Genomic DNA, 23,821 nt, shown 5'->3' with positions numbered 1-23,821 from the left:
ATAAATCGCCCGCAATCAACTGGCCTGTTGGCTTTTAAGCATATCAATTCATCTGATGAGCTGCTTTTGTGCACCTTAAATTTAGCAGTGATGAATTTTTTATATCGATTGCAAGGGGCTATCTAAGGCTCGACTTATTGGTCAATAAGAGCCATGGCTAGTGAATAGCCAATATAAAAATCTAACGATAAAGAATGATGACTTTGCAGGGAATATCATGATGAACAATAAAAATGCGCCATATAAAAAAGCGCTGATCGCCAGTATGGCTGCGTTATTGGTTGCTTGTGGATCTGACAATGATGAGGTCTCTCCACCACCAAGTGACAATAAGCCTCCTATTGCTAACCCTAACACTGTGACAGCGATTGTTGGTACAGAGTTACTAATCGATGCTCTTGCCAACGATAGCGATCCCGACGGTGACGAATTAACTTTAAGCCAGATTGAGTTAATTCAGGGCAAAGGTGATGGCAAGATCAAAGACAATCAGTTGCAGTTTACTCCAACTCATACAGGGACTGTGATATTTAGCTATACCATTGCCGATCCTGATGGGGCAACGGCCAAATCGACAGTGACAATTAAAGTGAATGCTCAAGCTGAGACTGGGAATTATGTGGGCACCCAAACCTGTTTGAGCTGTCATAGCGACAAAGACACCTTTTTAGAAACGGGTCATAACTTTAAGTTGAGCAAAGTTGAAAATGGTGAGGCGCCTAAGTTCCCATTTACTTCGATAGAGGGTTCAGTTGAGCTGTTATATGGTGCTGATAATAGTGCTGGTACGCCTAATAGCTGGGAAGAGGTCAGTTATGTGATTGGCGGTTATTATCGTACAGCAATGTACTTAGATAAGAATGGTTATATTTTATCGGGCACAGGAGTGCGGGCAATTTTGCCTGAAAATGGTGAAGACTTTAGCATTGACCATATTGCTGCTTATGCACCGGGTGGCGAGCCTGACTCACATCTGTTTGATTGTGGTCACTGTCATACAACAGGCTGGAAGGATTACACGCCTGGCTCAGATCTAAACCCGAACCATCAAGATGGTCTTGTTGGTATCGACGGTACATTTGAGATGACAGGTATTCAATGTGAAGCTTGCCATGGCGCAGGTGGTAAACATATTAAGAGCCAGTCTGCGGACGATATCGATCGTATTGCCAAAGGACGTTACACCTCAGATTTAATGCAAGCAGATATGGGCTTTGGAAAAGCGATTACCTGTAGTGAATGTCACAGTAAAAAGACTAACCGTAAGTTCCCAACTTTTGTGAGTGAGCATAACCAAGACTTTGGTGGCGATAGCATTGGTGGCCGTACTATTCCTTATGATATTGGTGGCCGTGTAGCGGGCGACGCATTATTAGGTATGGATGCCAATACTGGTGAAATTACAGGGAAGAAAGCAGATATGGCTTGTCACACTTGCCATAACCCACATCAGTCAAAGATTAATAGTGATAAGCCGGGCCATGAAAATGCCATGATAAAAGCGTGTGTAGACTGTCATGGTGACAAAGAGTTTGTGGACGATTTAGCCATGCATAGTTTTGTCGCTAAGTGTGAGACCTGCCATATGCCTAAAGATAAACACTTCTTTAGAATTAACTTAGATTATGCGGCAGATAGCCCAGAGAATTTCTCAAAAGATGGTAAGTATGTACAGCCTTGGAATACTTCGAAAGATAGCTGTTCAAGCTGTCATGAGAAGGACTATGACGAGCGCGCATCTTGGGTGAAGAAGATGCACCGCTAGTGTGATGCTAACTTTTCATAGATTAAAGCCCCTTTTAGGGGCTTTTTTTTATGCTATTTGAATATTTAATTGAGCTCAGATTGCTTTGCTTGCTGCACATAGTTTGCGACCCCTTTATTAACTGCAAAGGGAGCTTAAAATAGCCTTGGTCTATTTGTTGACATTAGCCATTTTATTGGCGTTTTTAATGTGTTTTTTGTGAATTTATAGTTGTTTTAAGGTTTGTATCTTGCTGTTTTTATGAGCTTATTTGTTTTTAATCATGATACATGCTGAAATATTATCATGATTACTTAAAGTGCTGTCTAAGTCGTGGATTTTGCCGCTACTGTGAGTATACTTCTCGACCTCATACCCTACCTAAACCATGCTAAATACGCAGGGCATTATCAAGAGGCTTATTGTGAAAGTAAGGCTTATATTGCAATTTACCCTATTGCTACTCTGTGGCATCTCAAGCACTAATCTGATGGCAAGGGATCTGGCTGAGATCCAAGCCGAAGGTGTACTACGTCATTTAGGCGTGCCCTATGCTAATTTTGTGTCGCAATACGTCGAGGGCAATAAAGTTAATCATAGCGGCCTCGATATTGAGCTGATGCAGAACTTTGCTGAATATATTGGCGTGAAATATGAGTTTGTTCCAGCACAGTGGACCAGTGTATTTGGTATGCTGACAGGTCGAAACGGCCAGTTTATCGATAATAAGGTGGTGTATTCACCGCCAGAGCCCATTGTTGGCGATATCATTGCAAATGGCTTGACCATTTTAGACTGGCGTCGAGAGTTAGTAGACTTTTCTGACGACTATTTTCCTTCAGCTGTTTGGTTGGTTGCACGTACTGAATCTGAACTGAGTCCTATTAAGCCAAGCGATTCACTGTTTGATGATATTAGAATGGTGAGGGAGCTATTAAAAGATCGTGACATTTTGGCGATGAAGCAATCCTGTTTAGATCCCGATCTTTACGATCTTGAAGGTGCCCAAGCCAATGTGATTTTACCTGCCAAACAGTTACAACTTAATGAAATGGTTCCATTTTTACTAAATATAGAAGCTGAAGCTACCTTACTGGATGTGGCTGACTCTTTAATTGCTATCGAAAAATGGCCGAATAAGATTAAAGTGATTGGGCCGATCTCTGAAGATCAAAAAATGGCAATAGGTTTTAGAAAAGATTCACCACAGCTGCGTGCGGCCTTTAATGAATATCTTAAACAGATCCGCGCAGATGGCAGTTATAACCGCTTAGTTAAAAAATACTACCCTACAGTGTTCCATTACTACCAAGACTATTTTGAAACTACGGCGGTAGGCAGTAATTAGGAATATGAAGTACTTAAAATGGTTTAACAGTAAGACTGCAATTATCATTGCTGGTGTACTCCTCAGCGCCTATCTAATCTTGATCCTTACTGTCACTAATTTAGGCCAGAGTCGCCTAAAAGAGTCACAAAATAGCGCTTTGGATCTAAGGGTGACTAATTACACTGAGAACTTGAGCTTCTTTATCGCTGCGAATGAAAAAAATGTCGCTAATTTAAGCCAAAAAAGAGACGTTAATACTTACTTTTCTAATTTAGCGGCAGGGATGTCGTTACGATATGGTTTGAGCTCGAGTCTATTTAGTTTAACTCGGACTATTGAGCAGTTTAGTTTATCTAATAAGATGGATAACCAGCAGATCTACTCTCGAGTGCTGATTGTTGGACTTGGTGAAAGCATAATTGTCGATTCTCAGCCTGGTGCTAGCTTTGATGTGAGCCAATTGCCGATAAAGCAGATGGAAACCTTGGGGCAAAAGGTGCACTTAGTCAAAGGCGCCCAAGGCATTGAGGTACAGTTATTACAGACTATCTATCATCAAAATAAAGCGGTTGCTGTGCTAGTTGCTAGTCTAAATACAGCCGTTATTACTCGGTTGTTGTCGACTCAAGAGCGACCTGATAGTGGCAGTTATCTTGCCTTAGAGTCACGACTTGGCGACATTTTGGTTTGGAATTCGCTGCCAAGTAGTATGGTCAGTGCTAAGTTTGGCAGTGTTAACTACGCTAAGGCGAGTCCAAAAACTATTCATTTCGAAAATGATGTTCAAGGGACACCTTTTATCCTAAAAAGTTGGTTTGAACCTGTCAGTGAAGAAGATATTTTTACTTCTGCGTGGTTCATTGCAGGGATCTCACTGCTTGCTTTACCGGTATTTTTAGGTTTGATTTACTTGATGCGGGTGAACAATAAAAACTTAGTTTTAATAACCCAAGTGGCATTATCTTCTGAGCAGCAACAAAAGTTAGCTAAACAAAACGGCCTACTACAGCAAGAGATCGCTAAGCGTATAGAATCTGAAAGTAAGCTCGCTTATCAAGCAACCCATGATGAGCTAACTAATTTAGCTAACCGAACTCATGGAATGACCAAACTTCAAGCAGCAATTCGTAATGCTCAGGCTAAAGATAGTCAAGTGTTATTACTGTTTATCGACTTAGATAACTTCAAGCAAATCAATGACACTATCGGACATCATGCTGGTGATGAGCTGCTGAAACAAACCAGTGATAGGCTACTTAACTCTGTACGAAGTACTGATATTGTTGCTCGTCTTGGTGGAGATGAGTTTTTAGTTATTGTGCCAGATATTCAACATCAAGACGCGGCTAAGTTAGTTGCCACTAGTATCTTGTCGTTGTTTGAGTTGCCGTTTTATATTGAACAACAAGAGTTTTTTGTTTCTACCAGTATCGGTATGTCGATGTATCCAAAGGATGGTGATAATGCGGCAACCTTGCTCAAGCGGGCGGATACTGCTCTGTATAGAGTGAAGGATATGGGACGTAACGGCTTTGGTTTTTACGACTCGAGCATGAACTCAGATGTACAGCGAAACTTAATGTTAAATATGCGCTTACATCAAGCCATTCAGCAAGGTGATATTGAGATCTATTATCAACCTATTTTGGATCTGCAAAGCCGCAAGATAGTTGCAGCTGAAGCGTTGATGCGTTGGTTTGATCCTGAGCTAGGCTTTATTTCACCTGAGGACTTTATACCATTAGCTGAAAAGAATGGCTTAATCCACAAGCTTGGCGACATGGTACTACTTGAAGCTTGTACACAAGCTGCGAGTTGGCAAAGCATTAGTCCGATTACGGTAGCAGTTAACTTCTCTAGCGTACAGTTTAGATACTGTGAGCAGTTGCAGGAGACCATAGTTGATGTGTTACTGAAAACGGGTTTGCCAGCCAATCAACTTGATATGGAAGTGACTGAGAGCTTGTTGATAGATCAAGGCCACAGTCTGATGAAGATGCTAGCTTACTTAAAGCAACTTGGGGTTGGGTTATCGATTGATGATTTTGGTACAGGTTACTCGGCATTAAGCTATTTACAGAAGTTTCCATTTTCGAAATTAAAAATTGACCGTGCTTTTATCAATAAGATGGCCACGAGTTCGTCAGATGAATCCTTGGTATCGGCTATTTTAGCTATGGCGAAATCCTTAGGGCTAAAGGTGGTTGCAGAAGGCATTGAAACTGAACAACAAGCAAGGTTTTTACAGCAACATAATTGCGAATTTGGCCAAGGTTACCTGTTTAGCAAACCTATACCAGCTAAAGAGTTCATGTCGTTATTGCAGCGGGAGAGAGACAGGAAAAGACTGTTACTGACGTCATAGTGAGAAATTAAAAAGACCGACTTTGTAGTCGGTCTTTTGCTTTAGTTTCGCTGTTTATCTCATTTCACGGTAAAGTTGTTTCATCGCTTTGACTAAGCCTTTTACATCTTCGTTGTCATGGAATAGATGAGTTGAGATGCGTAAAGCTACAGTTTTGACCGTGTCATTCGGATCAAGGTAGAAAGAGGTGGTTCGCACTATATAACCATATTCTTGATGCAAGCGATCGCGGAACTCGGTTAACAAGGCGCTGTCAGTTAGATCATCAAAAGGGTTAAAGGTCGTGAGGCCACTTGATAGCTTGCGCACGTTTGGCGCAAATATCATGGCATCAGGGAATTTCTTCGCTAATTCATGTTTACACAAAGCACTTAGATCTAAAATGCGATCTTCAATTGCATCGCGACCAATTTCATCCCACATTTCGCACGCTTTAGCTAATGCACGTTTAGCTGGATAGTTATCTTGACCCACAGACTGTAGTTTAGTTTGTACAGCTTCTGCAGTTGAAGAGGTGTTGATAAACCAAAGTGGGGTTGCGCGATCGCTCCAGAATTCAAATAATCGACTGGCATTGTCACGCACATATAAGAAGCCTGTAGCACCCGGGCCACACTGCCATTTATGGCCTGCTCCAGAGTAAAAGTCACAATCAATGTCGTGGAAGTTAAGGTTAAACATGCCTGGCGTATGAGCGCCATCGACAATAGTGACAATACCATTTGGGATAGCCACTTTTTTGCAGATCTGTTTTGCTGGTAACGTCGTACCTGTGGTAAAGGTTACGTGAGAAAATACCATCAGACGCACGCGATTTCCGTAGAGGTTTACCGCATCGCTAAATACTTGCACAAAGTCATTTACGCTAACGTCATTGCCGGGAGTATAAACAGGTAGAGCAAGCTCAATGACTTCTGCACCATAACGCTCAGCGACATGCTTTAACGGTGTGGTGACGCCATGATGTTCATGATTAGTGGTAAGAATAATATCGCCATATTCAAGTTGCAGACCGTTAATAATGGTACAAAGGCCATCGGTGGTGTTACGACATAGTACTAGCTCATGAGGATCGGCACCGAAGCTTGGCGCAATCTGTTTAGCATAATCTAAGGTTGGAATATTACTGTTCCATGGGTTTATCGAAATTTGCTCATTGGCATGATGATAATCTTGCAAGACACGCTTAGGCATAGTGCCCGCGGTACCAATGTTCATGTAAGTAGTGCGCTTATTTAAGATGAACTCTTTACGTACTTTGTTCCAAAAGCCATGTTCAGAGCGGCGGCCTGTAAGTGGTTCATTAAACTCTGTAGCAGATGCTTGGGCACTCACTGGAAGCAAACTTGCTCCTGCGGCGGTAACGGCTAAGCCTGTAGTTGTTTTTAAGAACCGGCGACGTTGACTATCTTGTAATGGATTATTTATCGATGAGTGTTTTTGTTGATTATTCATGATTGATTCTCAAGTAAAGTTTACTTTTTGCTGTCTATGTTTATACATTTAATTAAGCTGAGGTATTCTATTGCTTAAGTTATTGTTTAAACGTGATTTACGCCGCATAAGTCTGTTGCTTGTAGTGACATAAAATCTTTTAAATCAATGGGTAAGTCATTTTATTGGCGTTATATGTTGCTAGGATGTTTTTTGCCGTTGTAATTGAGGTATTTCAAGGTTTATATCGGTGGTTTAAACCTGATTGGCGCTGAAGATTTGATATCGTCTATATTGTAAACTGAACATGATAATTGGCTATTATGGATAGGCTTTAGTTGGCAAAGGTGGTACCTTCGCGGCCAATTCTGATTAGGGGACGAGTGATGATAATTTTTACAACTAATTTGGGTGATATCGAGATAACACTCAATTTTGACAAAGCACCGGTAAGTTCGAAGAATTTTTTGAAGTATTGCCAAGATGGCTTTTTTGAAGGCACGATTTTTCACCGCGTGATTAAAGGATTTATGATCCAAGGTGGCGGCTTTACTGTGGATATGGATGAGAAGCCGACTCGAGCGGCGATCGTCAATGAGGCTAATCGTGGTTTGAAAAATGTCCGTGGCAGCATTGCTATGGCGCGCACCGACGCACCACATTCCGCAACAGCTCAATTTTTTATTAATTTGGCGGACAATGACTTTTTAGATCACACGGCAACGACCAACGCAGGCTGGGGTTATGCGGTATTTGGTCAGGTGACTAATGGTATGGATGTGGTTACCAAAATTGGCCGTGCAAAAACAACCTCAGTTGACGAGCATGATGATGTGCCAAGAGAAGCGATTGTTATCGAAAAAGTCACCATCAATCTATAGTGAGTTAACTGGCTATCTGTCTATTTGATTTTTGGGGCGGGTGTAGATTTTATAGAAGCGGTAGCTAATGGCTAGCGCAATACAAATTGCTGCTGGTGCCAGCAGAGCGAAAAATTGCAACTTGGCAAATAGCAAAGCGCCTAAGGCACCGCCAGAGACAAAGCCTGCGATAATCAGCATAAATAAAATGGCTTTACGCTTATCAAATTTTTCACCTTTGAATGTGCCACCTAGCATAATGCCGAGATCGGTAAAGATCCCTGTAACATGTGTGGTGCGCACAATAGCACCGCTGTAGGTTGTAGCCAGGGCATTTTGTAAACCACAGGCGGCAGAGGCCATGTAATGGCCGTAATAAGTGCCACCTTGCAGTAGGTATATTGCCAATAATAAAAAGCCAGCTTCAATCAGCAGTAAAGTGTCGTAATGACGACCTAATTTGACGCTGCTGCCTGATAGGAATGCCCCCGAGAGGGTCGCACCAAGCATAAAGCTGACTAAAATACCGAGCAGGTGAAACAGTACCGTGGGTGACGAGCTAAATAACTGAGTACCAACTAAGGTTGCTGTGCCTGATAGGTGAGAAACAGATTGATGCTCAAAACCGAGCAATCCGATAGCATTTACGCTACCAGCAGTAAAAGCCAGAATGAACGCACCATATTCAACCCATCGAGGTAGTTTAGAAATCACGGTTTTGCCTTAGTTGCTCTCAATGATTAGCGCCACTGACAAGGAGAAAGCGTGCCAATCATTGAGTGTGTTGTTGGTGGATATGTAGCTGCAAAAACTTAATGTATAAGCGCTATATTTTGCCTCCGTTTAACATACTAAACTGCCATCTAGATCGCAAAAGTACTGGGTTTTATCTGGTTCACTCACCTTTGACTAGAAGTTAAATTAGCCGTTATTAAAATGAGTTACTGCTCTGGATGACTGCTTTTTTAGTGCCAGCAAGGTACTCAGTAACGCTGTGACCAAAAGTAAATTGGCTAGGTTGTGACTGATAGCGGCAAGCGCTAACCCCGCACCTAGTAGCAAATAGTAGGCTAAGCCAAACAGTGCTCCTGCAGTACCTGATGCTTGCCTATAGTCGGCTAAAGCTAAGCTTAAAATATTAGGTATGCCGATACCAAATCCGCAGACGACCAACATCATAGGCAGTAAGAAAAGCCAACTAGACTGAGTTAGGTATACTCCAACAGCACCGACTAATGCGATCATGCAGGCAATGGAGATTAAGGTCTCTGCTAGTAACCCTTTACTGAGTAGATGTTTATTAGTCGCGCTACCAATTAGCACCCCTAACGCGAGTACTATACCGCTGGCGCCAAAATGCTTTTCACTCAGTCCAATTTGGTTAAACATAAAGGGCGCAAGGGCATAGTAGCCAAATAACATCAGGTTAAAGTTCGCCACTAACAGCGCATTGCGCCATAGCATGCTGTCTCGGCACATTTTTAGTACTAGAGGCTTAAGCTTGCTGTGTTGTACATTTGCTGGTTGGGTTTCTGGCAATCGCCAACTACAGGCGAAAATTAACAGTGCAGCGATAACAGCAAGGGTTAGAAATACACCATTATGGCCAAATTCACTGGCAAGTAAGCTGCCTAAAATCAGTCCCAGTGCTGGGCTTACACCTATCCCCATCCCCACTACTGAGAATATTTTGCTTAATGCCGCCCCTTCAAAGCCATCTCTGAGTATGGTTTGTGTCACAATTGACCCCGCCGCTGCACCAAATGCACTTAAGCTGCGAGCAAGCAACAGGTATTGAAACTCTGTACTTGCAAGAGCAATCAATGAGCCTGCTGCATAGCAAGTCAGACCAAGTAACATCGCAGGTCTGCGACCTAGCTTATCGGCCAAGTAGCCCCAGGTTATAACGCCTAACGCAAATGCGACAAAGTAAATGGATAGCGTTTGTGAAGCGGCCTGCGGGCTAACGCTAAACGCCATTGCTATCTCTGGAAGTACTGGGCTGTAGATGGTTTCTACGATTTGTGGAAACATCATCAAACTGATGATCAGCCAGATATTGGGTTTATTTTTCATGATAATTGCCATTGTTTAGTTTGGTCTCTGATGCGGCAGAGTGTAGAGATTTTGTTTTTGGACTATTACAATGATAAAGACTAAAAACTGCTGAAATCGGACAACCAATTAATGGCAATCATTGATCATACAACGGGCTTTGACGCAGACAGTATTCCCGCAAGTGTTGTTGGTATTGCTGCCGATGTGGGTCAACATGACTCAGGAATGCACCAACATCAAAAGGCGCAGCTTTTGTATGCGCCGCGTGGATGTATGTCTATTACCGTCAATGATGCTAAGTCCGGTTTGCTTGAGTGTGTTTTGCCACCCACTAAGGCTGCGTGGATCCCAGCTGGAGTAGAGCACTGTGCAAAGATGCGTAATGTAGTGGCTTATCGATCAATCTATTTTGATACCGAGCTGTTCACCGATCTTCCGTGTTCGCTAAAACTAGTCGGGGTTAACCCTTTACTCGCTGCACTGATTGAGCGCATGGCTATGTGGCCATGGACTATGCCGAGCCATCAGCAAACTAAGCTTACGGCACTATTTATTGAAGAGTTTAACTTAGCTGAAGAGTTAAAGCTGTTGTTACCAATACCAAGTGATAAGCGTTTACAAGCGTGGTTACAACGTTTGCAGAGCGGCAAATATCAAGCTGAACAGTTAAACAAGATGGTCAATGAGATCGGTGCCAGTGAAAAGACGATTTCGCGAATTTTTAGTAAGCAAACAGGTATGAGCTATCAGGCTTGGCGACAGCAGTGGCGTTTGCATTCAGCCATCGAGAAGCTAGCTGAAGGTGCAAGTGTGTCGACGGTGGCATTTGCACTTGGATTTGCCAGCGATAGCGCATTTATCAGTTTTTTTAAGCAGCATATGGGCAGCACGCCAAGTCAGTATTTTAAGCTGCGTAATTAAATTTAATTACTATTGGTTAAGTGTCTGTTTTACAGTGTTTTTTATCTATCAGTTCGACGATTTCCTTTATTCTCATCTGTTTGTGTACTGACGCTTATTTAGGCTTTGGCAATATTTCCTAGTGTGACTTAAGCCACTGTTTAGTCGTTAAGCTTGGCAAATAATATAGTTATTGGCGTAGGCCATAAACTTATACTGATTGGTATTACTACCAGTACAGTGAGTTGCTGATTGTGTCTGATGAAATAACTAAGGCGATTTATATGTCTAGACCTAAAAAGTGTCGTCATTTATCGAGTTGCGTGCCTTGTAGCCTATTTAAACCTAACGGCATTCCTTCTACTGAGCTTGAAAAAATTCAATTAGAAGCCGATGAGTTTGAAGCTTTACATTTAGGTGACGTGAAGAAAATGAGTCAGATAGAAGCAGCGGCTTCTATGGGGATCTCTAGGCAGACTTTTGGTTATTTATTAGCGAGTGCCCGTAAGAAAGTGGCAACAGCAGTGACACAAGGGCAAGCGCTTTTATTACCCCAAAATATCAACAAGGAATAACCATGATTATTGCTATCCCTATGAGCCGAGATCGACTCGCTACGCATTTTACCAAAGCACCTGATATCGCCTTTTATGATGATAGCCAGCAATTGCTTGCGCGCTATCCTAACCCCGCTGTAGCTGGCAATGGTGGATGCAGTGCTAAAAAGGCCATGTTAAACCTTATTACTGAGCAAAAGGCTGACATTGTTGTGGTGCAGTTTATTGGTGAGCGTATGCTTGGCAAGTTACTTGATGCGGGTGTCAGTGTTAGTCAGGCGGATAACTCTCTGACTATTAAAGAATTACTTACTACAGCTAAAGATTTAAATTCCCGCTTACTCGATGCGAGCCAGGGAAGAAAATCAATTAACCATGATAAAAAAGGTGGTTGTTGTGGTGGCTCCAGCGGTGGTTGTGGTTGTGGCGGTAAAAAAGCGGCTTCTAGCGTATTAGAGCCAAGATTGTTACATGTTCCTCAGCACCTATCGGCTGTTGATTCTGTAAAGGGGCAAGCGAGTGCCAGCGTGCAGTACGCGGGCTTTAGAGTGGTAAAATAGCCTTTAAAGGCTAGATAGTCGTTTGTCGGGCTTTACATTGTGTGCCAAATATTTCATGTTAGTGCTTAATTAATGTGCATTTAAAGGCTGTTCTCGTCAATGGAGGGCGTTATGGCTGTACTCGTTATTGGTATGGGACTGATCGTTCTCGGGTTGGCCTTGATGGATTTACCTGAATTGAGACGAGCATTAAAGCGGCATGATGTTGAATGTTGGCAAATGCTCACCAAGCAAAAAAGTCGCTCACGGCTGTCATTTAAGCGAATGAACTTATTTGCATGGACCTTGAGCCGAGGCTTTGAGCGATCTGAAAATATCGATATTCAGTATGCTGGGTTATTGGCTTATAAACATGCAACACGTGTGAAATACATTATTTTATTTGGCGTGTCTTTGATTATTATTGGCTCGATAGTTGCGTTGATTAGTCCGCAGTAGAATCGTCTCTCTTAGATACAAAAAAGCCGCAAGCACTGAGGTGTTTGCGGCTTTCTTTTAAGCAATAGCTTAGTCAACAGCAACCATTACGTTGCTTGCTTTGATGATAGCGTATGCAGTGCCACCAACAACTAGACCTAGTTGCTCACAAGATTTTTTAGTTACTACAGAAGTGATTTCAACACCTGGAGCTAGTTCGATAACAACTTCGTTGTTTACTGAACCTTCGTCGATTGACTTGATAGTACCGTTAAGAGTGTTACGTGCGCTGATTTTCATAAGTATATCCTTAGTAGTTAAGTCATTATTATAATTGGCTTATTTTTATAATGATATCGAAAATGGACAATATGTCGCGTTATCTTGGTTTACATCACATTTGACGGTTCTGTGAAGCGTTTTTTGTGATGTTAGTCTCATTATGTGTACTAATGTTTAATAAATGCTAATAAAGCTGCTGGTGATTTTAGTTGGATTATTATACGAGTTTGCAGAAATCAGGCAGCAAAAAGGCCTAGCAAATCTGCTAGGCCTTAATAGATTTAGATTTAGCTTTGTTTTATTAGCATGACGAGTACTTCGAAATGCTCTGTATGTGGGAACATGTCGAAAAGCTGCACCTTGTGAATACGGTAGCCTTTAATATGGGCTAAGTCTTTAGCAAGGGTATGTGGATTGCAACTTGAGTACAAAATGGCATTTGGAGCAAAAGCGGTTAATGACTCACATAAAGATTGGCCGATCCCGCGTCTTGGCGGATTGACTATTACAACATCTGGCTTATCTTCGGCATCATGTCCCGTGGCGAAACTGGTTGAGTCTAATGCTGTAAATTCAACTTTGTCTAAGCCCATTGTTTGTGCCGAAATTTTTGCACAGGTAATGGCTTCAGCTGAGATCTCAATGCCAGTTAAGGCGATCTCTTTTGATGCACAATGTAAACCGAAGCCGCCAACACCACAAAATAGATCCCATAATGAATCAGGGGTTAACTCTGCGACCCATTCTCGAGCCGTTTGATAAAGTTGCGCAGCAATGTGCGGGTGGGTCTGGAAGAAGCTTTTTGGGCGAATAAACAAAGGTACATCGTTAAATTGTTCCGCTAGGCGTGTTTCTTCGCTGAGAAAGATCTCCTCTTCACCTTCCAAAATAGCCATATGAGTTGGCTGTATATTTACTGAAACAACCTTAATTTGTGGAAACTCAGATAATAACTTAGGTAGCTCACGTTCAATACGTTCAATAGATTTGTGTGATTTAAGCACAAAGCGTAAAAGGTACTCACCTTTAATTTGGCTACGAGTGAGTAGAATGAATTTGAGTTCACCCTTCATTTTTTCAACATTGTAAGGCGGTATCCCAGCCTGACGTACAAACAACTCAAGACGATGCAGCAATTGCTGCATATCAGCAGGGTATAACTTGCAGTCACACAAGCTAACAGGAGTTCCGTCTGGGCTAACAATGCCTAAAATGGGTTGATGTGCAGCGCCAAGTACCACCATTTTGGCTTTATTGCGAAAGCCACTATCAGGGCCAAAAACAGGTTGATGCCACTGCTCGACCTCAAAGTCACTGAGTAGTTGGGTTAATACTTGCGACTTAGCGTTAACTTGCTCGGGCATTGGCTGCTGAATATTGACACAAGAAAGACACTGTTGTTGATCAAAGTAGGCACATTTCACTGATTGGGTTCTCTAAAGCGTTAGCTGCACGATATTGGACGATGATTTTAGCGTGTTAAAGAGCACAGGGCTTGAATAATTGACCACGCTAAACATCTAGACATATTTTATACCAATTAGTATGAGAAGTTGATCTACTCAGAGCTTTTTTGGCAAACTAATTCAAGGCGGATAACTGAAAGAATGGTTGCTCCCTTGTGAAGTTATTCAACGAAGAAGTAGGCAGCCAAAAACGCTCCAGAATGGCGAGTTTTAGCGGCGCTGATCCTGCTACTCTTGATAATAAAGAGGAAGCTTGAACCTAGTTCAACTATGCTCTTCACTCGTTGCACTTGTCTAAGTGCCGCTAAACTCTCGCTGAGCGAGCAAATCTTTATACTAATTGGTATTAGTGTTTTTTTATAAAAAAGCGCAGCTATTGCTGCGCTTTTAGATAATGATAATACCAGTAGTGGTTATCCAATCGCTGGTGTATGTCCACTGCGAGTGTTTTGTACGCTCTTAATCAACATATAGATAGAAGTGGTTAACAATACCACAGCTAAATAGGTGATTAACGAGTGTGCCGATGTACTGCTATGTTCCGCAATAACAGGGCCAAATACTGAGCCTACGCTATAGCTCAACAACATTAATTCGGTTGCGGCGACGATTTTCTCTAATGCCATCGTTTCACAAGCAAGTGAAATGGCAATCGGATAAAGCGCAAAGCAGCTGGCACCTAATAAAAAGTAACTTACTGTAATAAATGCAATCGAACTACCATCAGCGATACCGACAATACCGATAGTACCTAGTAAGCAAAATAGCGCCATTAATAGGCTTTTACCAATTCGAGTTGATAGGTAGCTGACCAATGGTTGCACTAACATACCACCTAAAATGATCACCGCCATTAAAAATGCTGTTCGCTCAGTGCTATCAAATTGACCGTTAATATAGCTAGGCATTAGGCCATAAATAGGGCCTAGTAGCATGCCTGACACAAGGCAGCCAATGACAGCAGGCAAGCTAATTTTACGCACTTCTCTTAAACTGATCTTTTTATGCTCTAAGCTTTCAGGTTGGCCTTTTTTAATTAAAAGTGGTGGCAAAATGGCTAGCATAAGTAAACCGATAACCCAAAGGAATGGCGTTACACCATTAACACCTAGCGGTCCAATAGCTAGCTGGCCAAGTGCACTACCGCCATAGAGTGACGTCATATATAGGCCAAGACGTTTTGCTCTTTGTTTAGCGCTATCAGCCATTAGTAGCCAAGACTCTACTACAACAAATACACCGGCCACGGCAAAACCTGCAATAAAGCGTGCCGCTAACCAGACTTTAGCTGTTGGCATAACGAGCATGGCTGCGATAGTTAAAGTAAGTAATGCTAAAAATAGGATCAACGAAAAACGATGACCTAGTTTTGCCACAATTGTTTGAATACAGCTCGTACCAACTAAAATGCCTAAATAGAAGATGCTCGCCAACCAAGCGACCAATGAACTATCCATGCCAAATGAAGCAAGTGACAATGGAATAAGACTCATTAAGAAACCAGATGCGATAGCAAAAAACGATAAACCAGTAACAGGTACGAACGTACTGTTTTTATGTGGTTTGCAGGCAGAAATGTCCACCTTTATCTCCTGTAGATTGATACTTTTGAAAGTTTGAGTGTTGGTCTGATTTCGCGGATTTTATGCTTTTAAATTGGAAAGTAAAGCTTAATTTATGTACGAATGAATAAAAAAAATAATTACAGGTTTGTTTGGTTTTAAGTGTTTGTATTTGTTGGTTTTTAGTTTGTATTGGTAGTCGGGTGAAATTTGCTCTCACTGTGATTTTTGCAATCACTTTGACCTAAGTGTTTGATGCTGTTCGTCTAATAAACTAAGTGTTAATTATTGTGTTTTATTTTGGTTTGGTGCTTATATGGTTAACAGGTGGTTAAAAAGCGACGTTAACGTCGCTTTTTTTTGCCGAGCTAGCTTAACTGTAGCGCCACAATCTTAAGCGGATGATTACCGTCAAACGAAGGGAAATCCTGGTGGCAATCTAACCAAGTGTGCTCTGTTACTTTACGGCCCTGTTTTTCTACACAGCGAACTAAGCTGTTAAACCAAGCTTCACGGTCAACTTTGGCAACATTGTTACAGCAAACTATCGTTCCACCTGCTTTAGTGGTGAGTAGGGCTGGTTTGAATAGGCTTTGGTAATCATTGATTAGATCAACGATACCAAACGGGCTTTTTGCGTATCTAGGTGGGTCGAGAAACACCAGGTCGAACTGAGTCGCTGCTAATTTGGGATAAGCGGGTAGCCTTTGATTACGTCTACCGCCAACGTTAAGGCCTGCAAGCTGTCTTAAGGCAGGGAAAGCGTCACTCTGGATAAACTCGCACACATCTTCCGCTTGGTTTAGTGCGGCATTTTTACGTCCAGCAGCCAATGCAAAAGAGGAGAAATCGACATTAACGACGCGTTTTGCTCCGCCAACCGCCGCCGCTGTGCCAATGCCGCAAGTGTAGGAAAATAGGTTGAGTACGGTTTTGCCTTCACTATTGGCTGCGACATATTCGCGGCCTATGCGCATATCTAAAAACAGTAATGGATCTTGGCCTTCATGACGTAGCTTGCTGGTAAATTTAATGCCATTTTCCTGCATTTGCTGCTCACTTGTCGCAAACTCTTGTAGCTCATCGACTAAGGTATTGAGTACCCTTGAGTTTTTATTGGAGCGATCGTTATAGATCACCGCTAACTCGGCAACTTGATTTAGTTGTGCTGTTAGCTCTGATAACTCTGATTCTGTAAGTGATTGATGAAAGCTTTGGATCAGCCAAGCATTACCGTAGCGATCGATATTGAGCCCATTACACCCCTCGACCGTACCGTGAAATAGGCGAAAACAATCCGTTTGTTGATCTGCGGCTTGCTGTAAAAAGTCAGCGCGTTTATTTATAGCTTGGCTTAGCGCTTGAGAAAGAGGCAAAGTGTTTTGCTCCGATGAAGTGATCGACATAGATATTGAGCTCATTTGAAATAGTGTCAGGATGACCGAGTAATAATAGCAAAAATGCGTTAATAAATACTGCTAATCTTGCTTAATTACTGTCAGTGACTATCCCTTAGGGTATTATTCACTTGAGAAGTGCGGTTGTTAATTTCTAACTTAAGGGTCGCAATATGAAAGTTGTCTTAGTTCACGGCATCTTTAATACTGGGCATGTTATGCGCGTATTACAAAAGCGCATACAGGCAGCAGGGCATGAGTGTTTTAGTCCGACTATTAGCCCTTTTGATGGTCGGCTTGGTATTGAACATGCGGCTGCTAATTTGAGTGAGCAAATAGATGCTTTTTTTGGCTGCGATAGCGAGATTACATTAATCGGCTTTAGTATGGGCGCGATTGTGAGTCGTTACTATTTACAATATTTAGGGGGTGCTACTCGGGTTAGGCAGTTTTTTAGTCTTGCTGCGCCTCATCATGGTAGTTATTTAGCTTACCTACCTTACCCTTCAAAAGGGATTAAACAGCTAAGGCCAAACAGTGAGTTATTGCTGCAACTTGCTAGTTCGGAATCCCAGCTAAAGAAGGTAAAACTTTATTCTTATCGTACACCTATCGATTTTACTATCGTGCCTAGCTCTAGTTCCATATGGCGAGTTGCTGATAATCAAAGCTTTATTATTGTGCTGCACTTATCGGTGATTTTTAGCCGACGTATTGCGCAGACTATTTGCTCTAAGTTGGTCGATGATAGTGCTCACGAGTGCTAAGCGAACTCAATAACGTTAAAGCTGCTGTAACAATTAAGCACTGTTTTGCTGGGTGTGACTATTACGGAGTAGTTCTAACTCGCGTGTTTGTTCGGCAACTTTTTTTGACAGCTGCTTATTTTCATTAGCAAGTATAGCTTGTTGATAAACCTTGTTCAGATCGGTTTCTATAATTGCTTGAAAACGTCGCAGTAACTGTTTGGTTGGGTTATCAAATTGCTGAGGTTGGTTGTCTAACATACAAATAGTGCCAAATATGTCACCATTTGGCCAATGTAGTGGCATACCAAAGTAGGCGATCATGCCGAGTTTTATATCTGGATTATGACACCAATCAGGATCTTCAAGTGCGTTATTGACGATAAGTTCTTTGCGTCCGTTGATGACGGCTTCGCAATATAGCCCTATTCCTATACGTTCTCTTTCTCTGGGAGTGTAGGGGTTATTAGGTGTTTGACTACGAGTAAATACCTCAATTTCGCTACGGTGTAAGCGCATGATTAATGTCGCAGGAATGGCTGAGATCTCTGAAATAAGATTCACAATCTCTTGCCAGCTCTCGCCTATATCCTCATGGATGTAGATCTCTTTAGTGTCGATTAGGGCCATACTTGCCTTCTTTTTATCTTAATTTCTTACACTTATACCGATTGGTATTAGCACAGAAATATTCCTTGATATGTCTTTAAAACTTAATAGAGTTTGGCGATTAACGCGAATTTTTATAATAAAAATAACGTATTTGCTAGTGAGTACCACAGCCACTATTGCGTTAGTTAAGTGTTATCGAGTTGCGGAAACGTGAGCTTAGCTTGACAGCCTCGCGGTTCAATCTCTTTGAGGCTGAACTGCCAGTGATAGCGTTGGCATAAACTGTCTACAATCAGCAAACCTAGTCCGTGGCCATTATATTGCTCACTATGCTGTTCGAGTTGTGATGAGGTTAAACCACGACCATTATCGTTTATTGAAATATAGTCAGTATCTACGATTACCTGGATTTGCCCTGAGTCACTGGCATTAATGGCATTGGTAACAATATTACTGAGCAACATGCGTAAAACCGCTGGTGTTGGCTTGATAAGTGGTGCTTGTTTAAAGTCGATAGTCAGTGCTATTTTTTTTGCTTGAGCAAGTAAGATGAGTGGCTGAATGATTTGTTCTATCTCGGCACGCTCTAGTCGCCTTGCTTGATGGCTAACGGTACCTTTCTCTTGTTTAACAATGCTCAGCAGTGCATCAACGGTATGCTGCATCTCATGTGCTGCTCTTTGTATTCTATCTCGCTGCCGGGCTTGAAATGCTGGGGCATCATTTTGTTCTTGTAGCTTAGCGGCACCGCTAATTACGGTAATAGGGGTGCGCAACTCGTGACTTGCGTAGCGAGCAAAAGCTTGTTCTTGTTTGATCATCATTTCATTTTGCTGGCGATAATCATTTAGGCTCTGGCTAAGTTGACTAAACTCAGCTGCAGACTGTTTTGGCACCGAAAATTTAGGGTGCTCTGCTGGCGACTTTAATTGCTTAACGAGCTGATCGACAGGCTCGACTAAACGTTGACTCAGCTTATGAATCGCAAAGCCAAATAATAAGAAAAGTACCCCAATAAAGATTAATACAAATAGATTGATAGATTGCCACTCAGCATCGCTTAGCTCGACATTGTCTGCTGGCATAACAAGGTAGAGCGGCTGCACTTTTCCATCGAGTAAGAATTCACTACGATATAAAAATAGCTCTTTTTCCGCGTTTAATTCGTCTTTATTAAATAGCTTAAAACTAAATATTTCATAGAATAATCCGGTTTGGTTACGATCAACGACTTCACCTGAGAAACCTGCGGGGAATTGGCTAAGATCGCCATAAGCTTCAGGGATAAAGTCATGGGAGTAAAATGCTTGAACGTGAAGGCCTATTTGCAGGGGCTGTCTTGCGCCTTGCTGAAATAAACTAATAGCAAACGGTGCACTGGCTTCAAGTTCGTGCTGATTAACTTCATCTTCGATCCACTGCATTATGCTTAGCATAAAGACATAAATAGTCAGGCCAATCATTAAGGCTATCGTACTAAAATAGATAAGCAGCTTTTGTGGCAGGCTAACTGCTAATGGTGCACGATTGAAAAGGCTGCTTAGCACGCGTTTTCTCCAAGTTGTAGGCGAAATCCTACTTTAGGTACAGTAGCAAGCATAGGTTGCTTAAAGGGTTTATCTAGCTGGTTACGCAGTTGATACATATGACTACGCAAAATATCGCTACTAGGTGGTGATTGCCCCCAGATTTCTTCGATGATCTGTTCTCGCTTAACAATATTGGGAGCGTTTTTCATTAGCAACAGTAAAATCTGATAGGTGATTGGAGTGAGTGCCAATAGCATATTCTGACGCGATGCTTGATGTTTGGCGATATTGATCTCGATATCACCGAATTTTAATAGGCCTTGGGCGACTTCTCCACGATGGCGTTTTACTAGTGCTTGAACACGTGCATCAACGACATCTAAATCGAATGGTTTGCCAAGATAATCATCGGCGCCACAGTCAAAGCCTGTTAATAGATCGGTTTTGTTGTCTAGTGCAGTTAACATTAAGATTGGAGTGCTGCAGCCCAGTGAACGCAGTGCTTTACAAAGGCTCAGACCATCGAGCTTTGGTAACATGAGGTCAAGAATGATGGCATCAAAGTCAAAGGCTTGTGCCAATGATAGCCCAAGCTCACCATTATCCGCGAAATCCAGCTCCATCCCTTTTGCTTCAAAGTAATCACCAAGGATCCCTGCGACATCGCTATTATCTTCAATTATCAGTAGTTTAATTGTCATCACTTCTGGACCGTAACTGCAGTTTAGAAAGTTGATTTTAGCATTTTTATGTCGAAAAAATGTCAATGACATTTTGTTCACTTCAACTTAGGCATGCTATCGCGAAATATAGTCGTTTTAGGACAAACTTATGCCTTATTCTTCGCCGAGTCAAAGCGCTAGTAGTACCGAGATTTGTTTATCTGTTGTCGTGCCACTGTTTAATGAATCACTAATGATTAAACCACTGGTTGAGCGGTTGACTAAGGTGTTGTCGACTCTCGATGAGCGCAGCGAAATTGTTTTTGTTGATGATGGCAGCAGTGATGACTCATGGCAGCAGGTAAGTGAGTTACCACTGGTCGATAATGAATATCAATGCATTAAGTTAAGCCGGAATTTTGGCAAAGAGGCTGCAATGTCTGCTGGTATTGAGCAGGCTAGAGGGCTCGTGGTCATCATGCTAGATGCGGATCTGCAAGATCCACCTGAGTTGATCCCTGACATGCTTGTTCAGTGGCGGGCTGGCTATGACATTGTCAATATGAAGCGTAAACGACGTTTGGGCGAAACTTGGTTTAAACGCTTTTCTGCGGCATGTTTCTACCGATTAATGAACTGGGTATCAGACTCTCCTGTTCCGGAAAATGTGGGCGATTTTCGTTTGATGAGTCGTCAAGTCATCGACAGTATCAAACAACTTCCTGAGCGTAATCGCTTTATGAAAGGCTTATTCAGTTGGCCGGGCTTTTCACAGAAAACCTTGGAGTTTGATCGTGATCCGCGCTTTGTTGGTGAAACCAAGTGGAACTACGGCAAGTTATTTGGCTTGGCAATGGATGGCATTACTTCGTTTAGCTTTAAGCCATTAAGGTTGGCGACATGGTGCGGCGTGTTTACTGCGTTAAGTGCTTTTGCATATGGCGGCTGGATTATTGCTAATACCCTGATTTTTGGTGAAAGCGTTGCCGGATATCCATCGTTGATGGTGGTGCAACTAGCACTTGCTGGGATCCAACTTCTGGCGCTTGGGTTAATTGGTGAATATTTAGGGCGAGTGTTTGTTGAGGTTAAACAGCGGCCACTGTATTTAATTGAAGAGGTCGCTTATAAGCAGTCCTTGGCGCAAGTTAAAGCCCGCAACAATGTATCACCTGTGCCGGCTGCCGCTAAACATTCCAATGTTAGTTACTTGGAGGCCAAGTAATGCTCAAGGCTGTAGATACGCGAGTAGGCCTAGGGGTTCTGCTGGTTGTAGTGTTAACCAGAATGTTGCTATTGCCTTGGTACCCGCTAATGGATACCACGGAAGCTAGGTATGGTGAGATGGCAAGGTTGATGGTTGAAACAGGTAACTGGATCACGCCATTGTTCGATTATAACGTGCCATTTTGGGGCAAACCGCCATTGCATACTTGGATGAGTGCTAGCGCTATCACGTTATTTGGTGTCAATGAATTTGCCGTAAGGTTTCCACATTGGTTAGCGGCAGTACTGACTTTATTGTTAGTCGGCCTGTTTACTAAACGAGTTAACTTACCGGTATTGCCAATACTGATTATTCTGGCGTCAACAGTGGTATTTACTATCAGTGCAGGTGCTGTAATGACTGATATGGCGCTCACTTTAGGCCTAACCTTGGCAATGATAGGCTTTTATCTTTGTTGGCAGGGTGACAAGTTGTGGGGATATGCAGGCTTTGCTGGTTTAGCCATTGGCCTATTGGCTAAAGGTCCTGTCACCATAGTGCTGTTCGCACTTGGCAGCGGCTTATGGTTACTTTGGCATTATGGGCCGTTAAAGTTGTGGCGTGAGCTATGGCGCAGGATTCCGTTAGTGGGCGGCTGTCTACTCATGTTAGCAATCGCTGCACCTTGGTATGTGATTGCTGAACAAACAACACCGGGTTTTTTAAATTACTTTATTATTGGTGAGCATTTTTCACGTTTTGTTGATAGTGGTTGGCAGGGGGATCTGTACGGCAGCGCCCATGATGAAGTTAGAGGTACGATTTGGCTCTATTTCGTTATGGCTGCAATGCCTTGGTCGCTGTTTTTGCCTTTTGCTATCTACAAAGTGGTTACCGAAGACAAGTCAAAGCTGAATGTCGATGAGTTGCAGCAAGCAGACGTTGCTAGCAACAACCAGCAAGGCTTAGCCAGTTTTTTTATCTGTTGGATGATAGCGCCAATGGTGTTGTTTACCTTTGCAGGTAACATCTTACCCGCTTATGTGTTACCGGGGATCCCAGGGCTTGCGCTATTTTTAGGTTATGCGTGGCGTAACAAAGCGCTACCTGGCCTGAATGTCATCGCGCTTTGTATTCCAGCATTATTATTGCTGACAGTCGCAGTGCTGCACTTTGATGTGGGGAAAGATAAAAGTGAGCGTTGGTTGTTAGCCCAGCGTAGCTATGATTTACCGACTTATTATTGGCAACAGCAACCCTTTTCTGGACGATTTTATAGTGCAGGTACAGCCGACAAGATCACTAATATGGCGGAGATAGACGCATCAGGGTTTTATCTGGTCATTGCCAATCGATTAGAGCCATCGAAGTTTGGCAGTTGTCGAGTCGTAGCGAGTAATAGCAGAAGAGATCTATTGCAATGTCATCGCGATTAAGCCCGTTGCAGCGCTTTGATAATGCAGCTCAACCTCACGGAGGGCGACCGCAATCTAGTCTTAGGTTAAGTTGCAGTCGCCTTGAAAAAATTCGTTTTTTACTGGTTGGTGCTGGCGTATTTGTTGTTGATTTTAGCCTGTTCTTAATCTTGACCAATCTGCTTGAGTTACAGTTGATGCTTGCCAGAAGCATCGCATTTTTAATTGCTGTCGTTGTATCTTGGCTAGTTAATCGTTACTGGACGTTTAGCAGGCGCCTTGCTCAACCGAAACTTAAGCAGTTAACGAAATCTTTATCTGTAGCAATTGCCGCAGCTTCAATGAACTTATTAACGTTCTATGCTGTCAATACCGTGTTGTTTGAGCAAGTTGCTAATTTAACAGTTGCTAATTTTATTGGTTTTGCGTTAGGTGTGTTAGCGGGATTAATTGTTAACTGGTTAGGTGCTAATTATTGGACTTTCAATAATATTGAATCGCAACAGTAGGTTAATCATTGCTTAGTATATGCAAGCCTAGTGCTAGATTTCGTCTTTAAAGGCCTGATTGCAACAAAGGTTGTTGCAAATGTGTTGCAAGATGTTAATTGAAGGTTTTGCTCTCGCTCAAAAACCGCTAGTCTCGATAGTCTTTAGTTTCTAGATTAGCTGTGTTGAATATACCCAAGGATTAATGGGGTGACACAAGGAGTGAGGTT

Annotated in this window: 22 protein-coding genes; 12 read left to right on the top strand and 10 right to left on the bottom strand. The window is 42.3% G+C overall.

The window, feature by feature from the left end; all coding sequences use genetic code 11:
* The first annotated feature begins 217 nt into the window (after nt 1–217).
* From L884_RS0105215 to L884_RS0105205, 3 genes are all read left to right on the top strand, one after another.
* Nucleotides 218–1,765 (top strand): Ig-like domain-containing protein, encoded by a 1,548-nt coding sequence (locus tag L884_RS0105215; protein WP_028766496.1) that lies wholly within the window; start codon nt 218–220, stop codon nt 1,763–1,765.
* Nucleotides 1,766–2,234: 469 nt separating this feature from the next.
* Nucleotides 2,235–3,092, top strand: a complete 858-nt coding sequence (locus tag L884_RS0105210) for a transporter substrate-binding domain-containing protein (protein WP_245603073.1) — start codon at nt 2,235–2,237, stop codon at nt 3,090–3,092.
* A gap of 4 nt (nt 3,093–3,096) precedes the next feature.
* Nucleotides 3,097–5,439 carry a putative bifunctional diguanylate cyclase/phosphodiesterase gene (locus tag L884_RS0105205; RefSeq protein ID WP_028766494.1) on the top strand — a complete coding sequence of 781 codons (2,343 nt, stop codon included), beginning with the start codon at nt 3,097–3,099 and terminating at the stop codon, nt 5,437–5,439.
* 54 nt (nt 5,440–5,493) lie between these two features.
* On the opposite strand, the gene L884_RS0105200 is transcribed toward L884_RS0105205, so the two are convergent.
* Nucleotides 5,494–6,894, bottom strand: a complete 1,401-nt coding sequence (locus L884_RS0105200) for an aminotransferase class V-fold PLP-dependent enzyme (protein ID WP_037410441.1) — start codon at nt 6,892–6,894, stop codon at nt 5,494–5,496.
* 365 nt (nt 6,895–7,259) lie between these two features.
* On the opposite strand from L884_RS0105200, the gene L884_RS0105195 reads away from it, so the two are divergent.
* Complete coding sequence (locus tag L884_RS0105195; RefSeq protein WP_028766492.1) at nt 7,260–7,754, top strand: peptidylprolyl isomerase; 495 nt, start codon at nt 7,260–7,262, stop codon at nt 7,752–7,754.
* Nucleotides 7,755–7,766: 12 nt separating this feature from the next.
* Here the strand turns inward: L884_RS0105195 and L884_RS0105190 are convergent, their stop codons facing one another.
* Nucleotides 7,767–8,447 carry a YoaK family protein gene (locus L884_RS0105190; protein ID WP_028766491.1) on the bottom strand — a complete coding sequence of 227 codons (681 nt, stop codon included), beginning with the start codon at nt 8,445–8,447 and terminating at the stop codon, nt 7,767–7,769.
* Nucleotides 8,448–8,654: 207 nt separating this feature from the next.
* Entirely contained in the window at nt 8,655–9,809 is a 1,155-nt protein-coding gene (locus L884_RS0105185; RefSeq protein ID WP_028766490.1) for a multidrug effflux MFS transporter, read from the bottom strand.
* A 111-nt stretch (nt 9,810–9,920) separates the two neighbouring features.
* On the opposite strand from L884_RS0105185, the gene L884_RS0105180 reads away from it, so the two are divergent.
* The 4 genes from L884_RS0105180 (at nt 9,921) to L884_RS0105165 (ending at nt 12,246) form a co-directional block, all read left to right on the top strand.
* Nucleotides 9,921–10,712 carry an AraC family transcriptional regulator gene (locus L884_RS0105180; RefSeq protein ID WP_028766489.1) on the top strand — a complete coding sequence of 264 codons (792 nt, stop codon included), beginning with the start codon at nt 9,921–9,923 and terminating at the stop codon, nt 10,710–10,712.
* Nucleotides 10,713–10,975: 263 nt separating this feature from the next.
* Nucleotides 10,976–11,266, top strand: coding sequence for a DUF134 domain-containing protein (locus tag L884_RS0105175; protein ID WP_028766488.1), 291 nt, complete (start codon nt 10,976–10,978; stop codon nt 11,264–11,266).
* A 2-nt stretch (nt 11,267–11,268) separates the two neighbouring features.
* Complete coding sequence (locus tag L884_RS0105170; protein ID WP_028766487.1) at nt 11,269–11,808, top strand: NifB/NifX family molybdenum-iron cluster-binding protein; 540 nt, start codon at nt 11,269–11,271, stop codon at nt 11,806–11,808.
* A gap of 111 nt (nt 11,809–11,919) precedes the next feature.
* On the top strand, nt 11,920–12,246 hold the full coding sequence (locus L884_RS0105165; protein ID WP_028766486.1) for a hypothetical protein: 327 nt from the start codon (nt 11,920–11,922) through the stop codon (nt 12,244–12,246).
* Between the two features lie 69 nt (nt 12,247–12,315).
* On the opposite strand, the gene L884_RS0105160 is transcribed toward L884_RS0105165, so the two are convergent.
* The 4 genes from L884_RS0105160 to L884_RS0105140 all read right to left on the bottom strand — a co-directional run bounded on the left by L884_RS0105160 (nt 12,316) and on the right by L884_RS0105140 (nt 16,941).
* Nucleotides 12,316–12,525: a TOBE domain-containing protein gene (locus tag L884_RS0105160; RefSeq protein WP_028766485.1), complete on the bottom strand. Its 210-nt coding sequence runs from the start codon at nt 12,523–12,525 to the stop codon at nt 12,316–12,318.
* 269 nt (nt 12,526–12,794) lie between these two features.
* Nucleotides 12,795–13,931, bottom strand: a complete 1,137-nt coding sequence (rlmC, locus tag L884_RS0105155) for a 23S rRNA (uracil(747)-C(5))-methyltransferase RlmC (RefSeq protein ID WP_028766484.1) — start codon at nt 13,929–13,931, stop codon at nt 12,795–12,797.
* Between the two features lie 455 nt (nt 13,932–14,386).
* Complete coding sequence (locus L884_RS0105145; RefSeq protein ID WP_028766483.1) at nt 14,387–15,556, bottom strand: MFS transporter; 1,170 nt, start codon at nt 15,554–15,556, stop codon at nt 14,387–14,389.
* 347 nt (nt 15,557–15,903) lie between these two features.
* The gene (locus tag L884_RS0105140) at nt 15,904–16,941 is read right to left on the bottom strand and encodes a class I SAM-dependent rRNA methyltransferase (RefSeq protein ID WP_051435547.1); all 1,038 of its coding nucleotides are present in this window, start codon (nt 16,939–16,941) and stop codon (nt 15,904–15,906) included.
* Nucleotides 16,942–17,105: 164 nt separating this feature from the next.
* Here L884_RS0105140 and L884_RS0105135 point away from each other — a divergent pair, with 164 nt between their 5' ends.
* Nucleotides 17,106–17,699: an esterase/lipase family protein gene (locus L884_RS0105135; RefSeq protein ID WP_028766481.1), complete on the top strand. Its 594-nt coding sequence runs from the start codon at nt 17,106–17,108 to the stop codon at nt 17,697–17,699.
* A 33-nt stretch (nt 17,700–17,732) separates the two neighbouring features.
* On the opposite strand, the gene L884_RS0105130 is transcribed toward L884_RS0105135, so the two are convergent.
* The 3 genes from L884_RS0105130 to L884_RS0105120 all read right to left on the bottom strand — a co-directional run bounded on the left by L884_RS0105130 (nt 17,733) and on the right by L884_RS0105120 (nt 20,520).
* Nucleotides 17,733–18,308, bottom strand: a complete 576-nt coding sequence (locus L884_RS0105130; RefSeq protein WP_028766480.1) for a GAF domain-containing protein — start codon at nt 18,306–18,308, stop codon at nt 17,733–17,735.
* 167 nt (nt 18,309–18,475) lie between these two features.
* Nucleotides 18,476–19,837 (bottom strand): sensor histidine kinase, encoded by a 1,362-nt coding sequence (locus L884_RS0105125; RefSeq protein ID WP_028766479.1) that lies wholly within the window; start codon nt 19,835–19,837, stop codon nt 18,476–18,478.
* Nucleotides 19,831–20,520, bottom strand: a complete 690-nt coding sequence (locus tag L884_RS0105120; protein ID WP_028766478.1) for a response regulator transcription factor — start codon at nt 20,518–20,520, stop codon at nt 19,831–19,833. Before L884_RS0105120 ends, L884_RS0105125 begins: the two co-directional genes overlap by 7 nt.
* 130 nt (nt 20,521–20,650) lie before the next feature.
* On the opposite strand from L884_RS0105120, the gene L884_RS0105115 reads away from it, so the two are divergent.
* Genes L884_RS0105115 through L884_RS21790 form a run of 3 tightly spaced genes read left to right on the top strand, consistent with a single transcriptional unit; the run spans nt 20,651 to nt 23,612 of the window.
* Nucleotides 20,651–21,706 carry a glycosyltransferase family 2 protein gene (locus L884_RS0105115; RefSeq protein WP_028766477.1) on the top strand — a complete coding sequence of 352 codons (1,056 nt, stop codon included), beginning with the start codon at nt 20,651–20,653 and terminating at the stop codon, nt 21,704–21,706.
* Nucleotides 21,706–23,124 (top strand): ArnT family glycosyltransferase, encoded by a 1,419-nt coding sequence (locus tag L884_RS0105110; protein ID WP_028766476.1) that lies wholly within the window; start codon nt 21,706–21,708, stop codon nt 23,122–23,124. Before L884_RS0105115 ends, L884_RS0105110 begins: the two co-directional genes overlap by 1 nt.
* Complete coding sequence (locus L884_RS21790) at nt 23,109–23,612, top strand: GtrA family protein (RefSeq protein WP_051435546.1); 504 nt, start codon at nt 23,109–23,111, stop codon at nt 23,610–23,612. Before L884_RS0105110 ends, L884_RS21790 begins: the two co-directional genes overlap by 16 nt.
* Nucleotides 23,613–23,821: the final 209 nt, after the last annotated feature.

The sequence above is a fragment of the Shewanella fidelis ATCC BAA-318 genome (assembly GCF_000518605.1).
GTDB classification, from domain to species: Bacteria; Pseudomonadota; Gammaproteobacteria; order Enterobacterales; family Shewanellaceae; genus Shewanella; species Shewanella fidelis.
The sequence above is the reverse complement of the archived record's forward strand: the minus strand, read 5'-3'. Positions and strand labels throughout refer to the sequence as shown.

Coding starts and splice junctions, on each gene's coding strand:
- L884_RS0105115 (WP_028766477.1), top strand. CDS start 20,651: ATGCCTTATTCTTCGCCGAGTCAAAGCGCTAGTAGTACCGAGATTTGT.
- L884_RS0105140 (WP_051435547.1), bottom strand. CDS start 16,941: ATGTCGATCACTTCATCGGAGCAAAACACTTTGCCTCTTTCTCAAGCG.
- L884_RS0105210 (WP_245603073.1), top strand. CDS start 2,235: ATGGCAAGGGATCTGGCTGAGATCCAAGCCGAAGGTGTACTACGTCAT.
- L884_RS0105185 (WP_028766490.1), bottom strand. CDS start 9,809: ATGAAAAATAAACCCAATATCTGGCTGATCATCAGTTTGATGATGTTT.
- L884_RS21790 (WP_051435546.1), top strand. CDS start 23,109: ATGTCATCGCGATTAAGCCCGTTGCAGCGCTTTGATAATGCAGCTCAA.
- L884_RS0105195 (WP_028766492.1), top strand. CDS start 7,260: ATGATAATTTTTACAACTAATTTGGGTGATATCGAGATAACACTCAAT.
- L884_RS0105160 (WP_028766485.1), bottom strand. CDS start 12,525: ATGAAAATCAGCGCACGTAACACTCTTAACGGTACTATCAAGTCAATC.
- L884_RS0105205 (WP_028766494.1), top strand. CDS start 3,097: ATGAAGTACTTAAAATGGTTTAACAGTAAGACTGCAATTATCATTGCT.
- L884_RS0105165 (WP_028766486.1), top strand. CDS start 11,920: ATGGCTGTACTCGTTATTGGTATGGGACTGATCGTTCTCGGGTTGGCC.
- L884_RS0105180 (WP_028766489.1), top strand. CDS start 9,921: ATGGCAATCATTGATCATACAACGGGCTTTGACGCAGACAGTATTCCC.
- L884_RS0105170 (WP_028766487.1), top strand. CDS start 11,269: ATGATTATTGCTATCCCTATGAGCCGAGATCGACTCGCTACGCATTTT.
- L884_RS0105130 (WP_028766480.1), bottom strand. CDS start 18,308: ATGGCCCTAATCGACACTAAAGAGATCTACATCCATGAGGATATAGGC.
- L884_RS0105215 (WP_028766496.1), top strand. CDS start 218: ATGATGAACAATAAAAATGCGCCATATAAAAAAGCGCTGATCGCCAGT.
- L884_RS0105175 (WP_028766488.1), top strand. CDS start 10,976: ATGTCTAGACCTAAAAAGTGTCGTCATTTATCGAGTTGCGTGCCTTGT.
- L884_RS0105200 (WP_037410441.1), bottom strand. CDS start 6,894: ATGAATAATCAACAAAAACACTCATCGATAAATAATCCATTACAAGAT.
- L884_RS0105120 (WP_028766478.1), bottom strand. CDS start 20,520: ATGACAATTAAACTACTGATAATTGAAGATAATAGCGATGTCGCAGGG.
- L884_RS0105110 (WP_028766476.1), top strand. CDS start 21,706: ATGCTCAAGGCTGTAGATACGCGAGTAGGCCTAGGGGTTCTGCTGGTT.
- L884_RS0105135 (WP_028766481.1), top strand. CDS start 17,106: ATGAAAGTTGTCTTAGTTCACGGCATCTTTAATACTGGGCATGTTATG.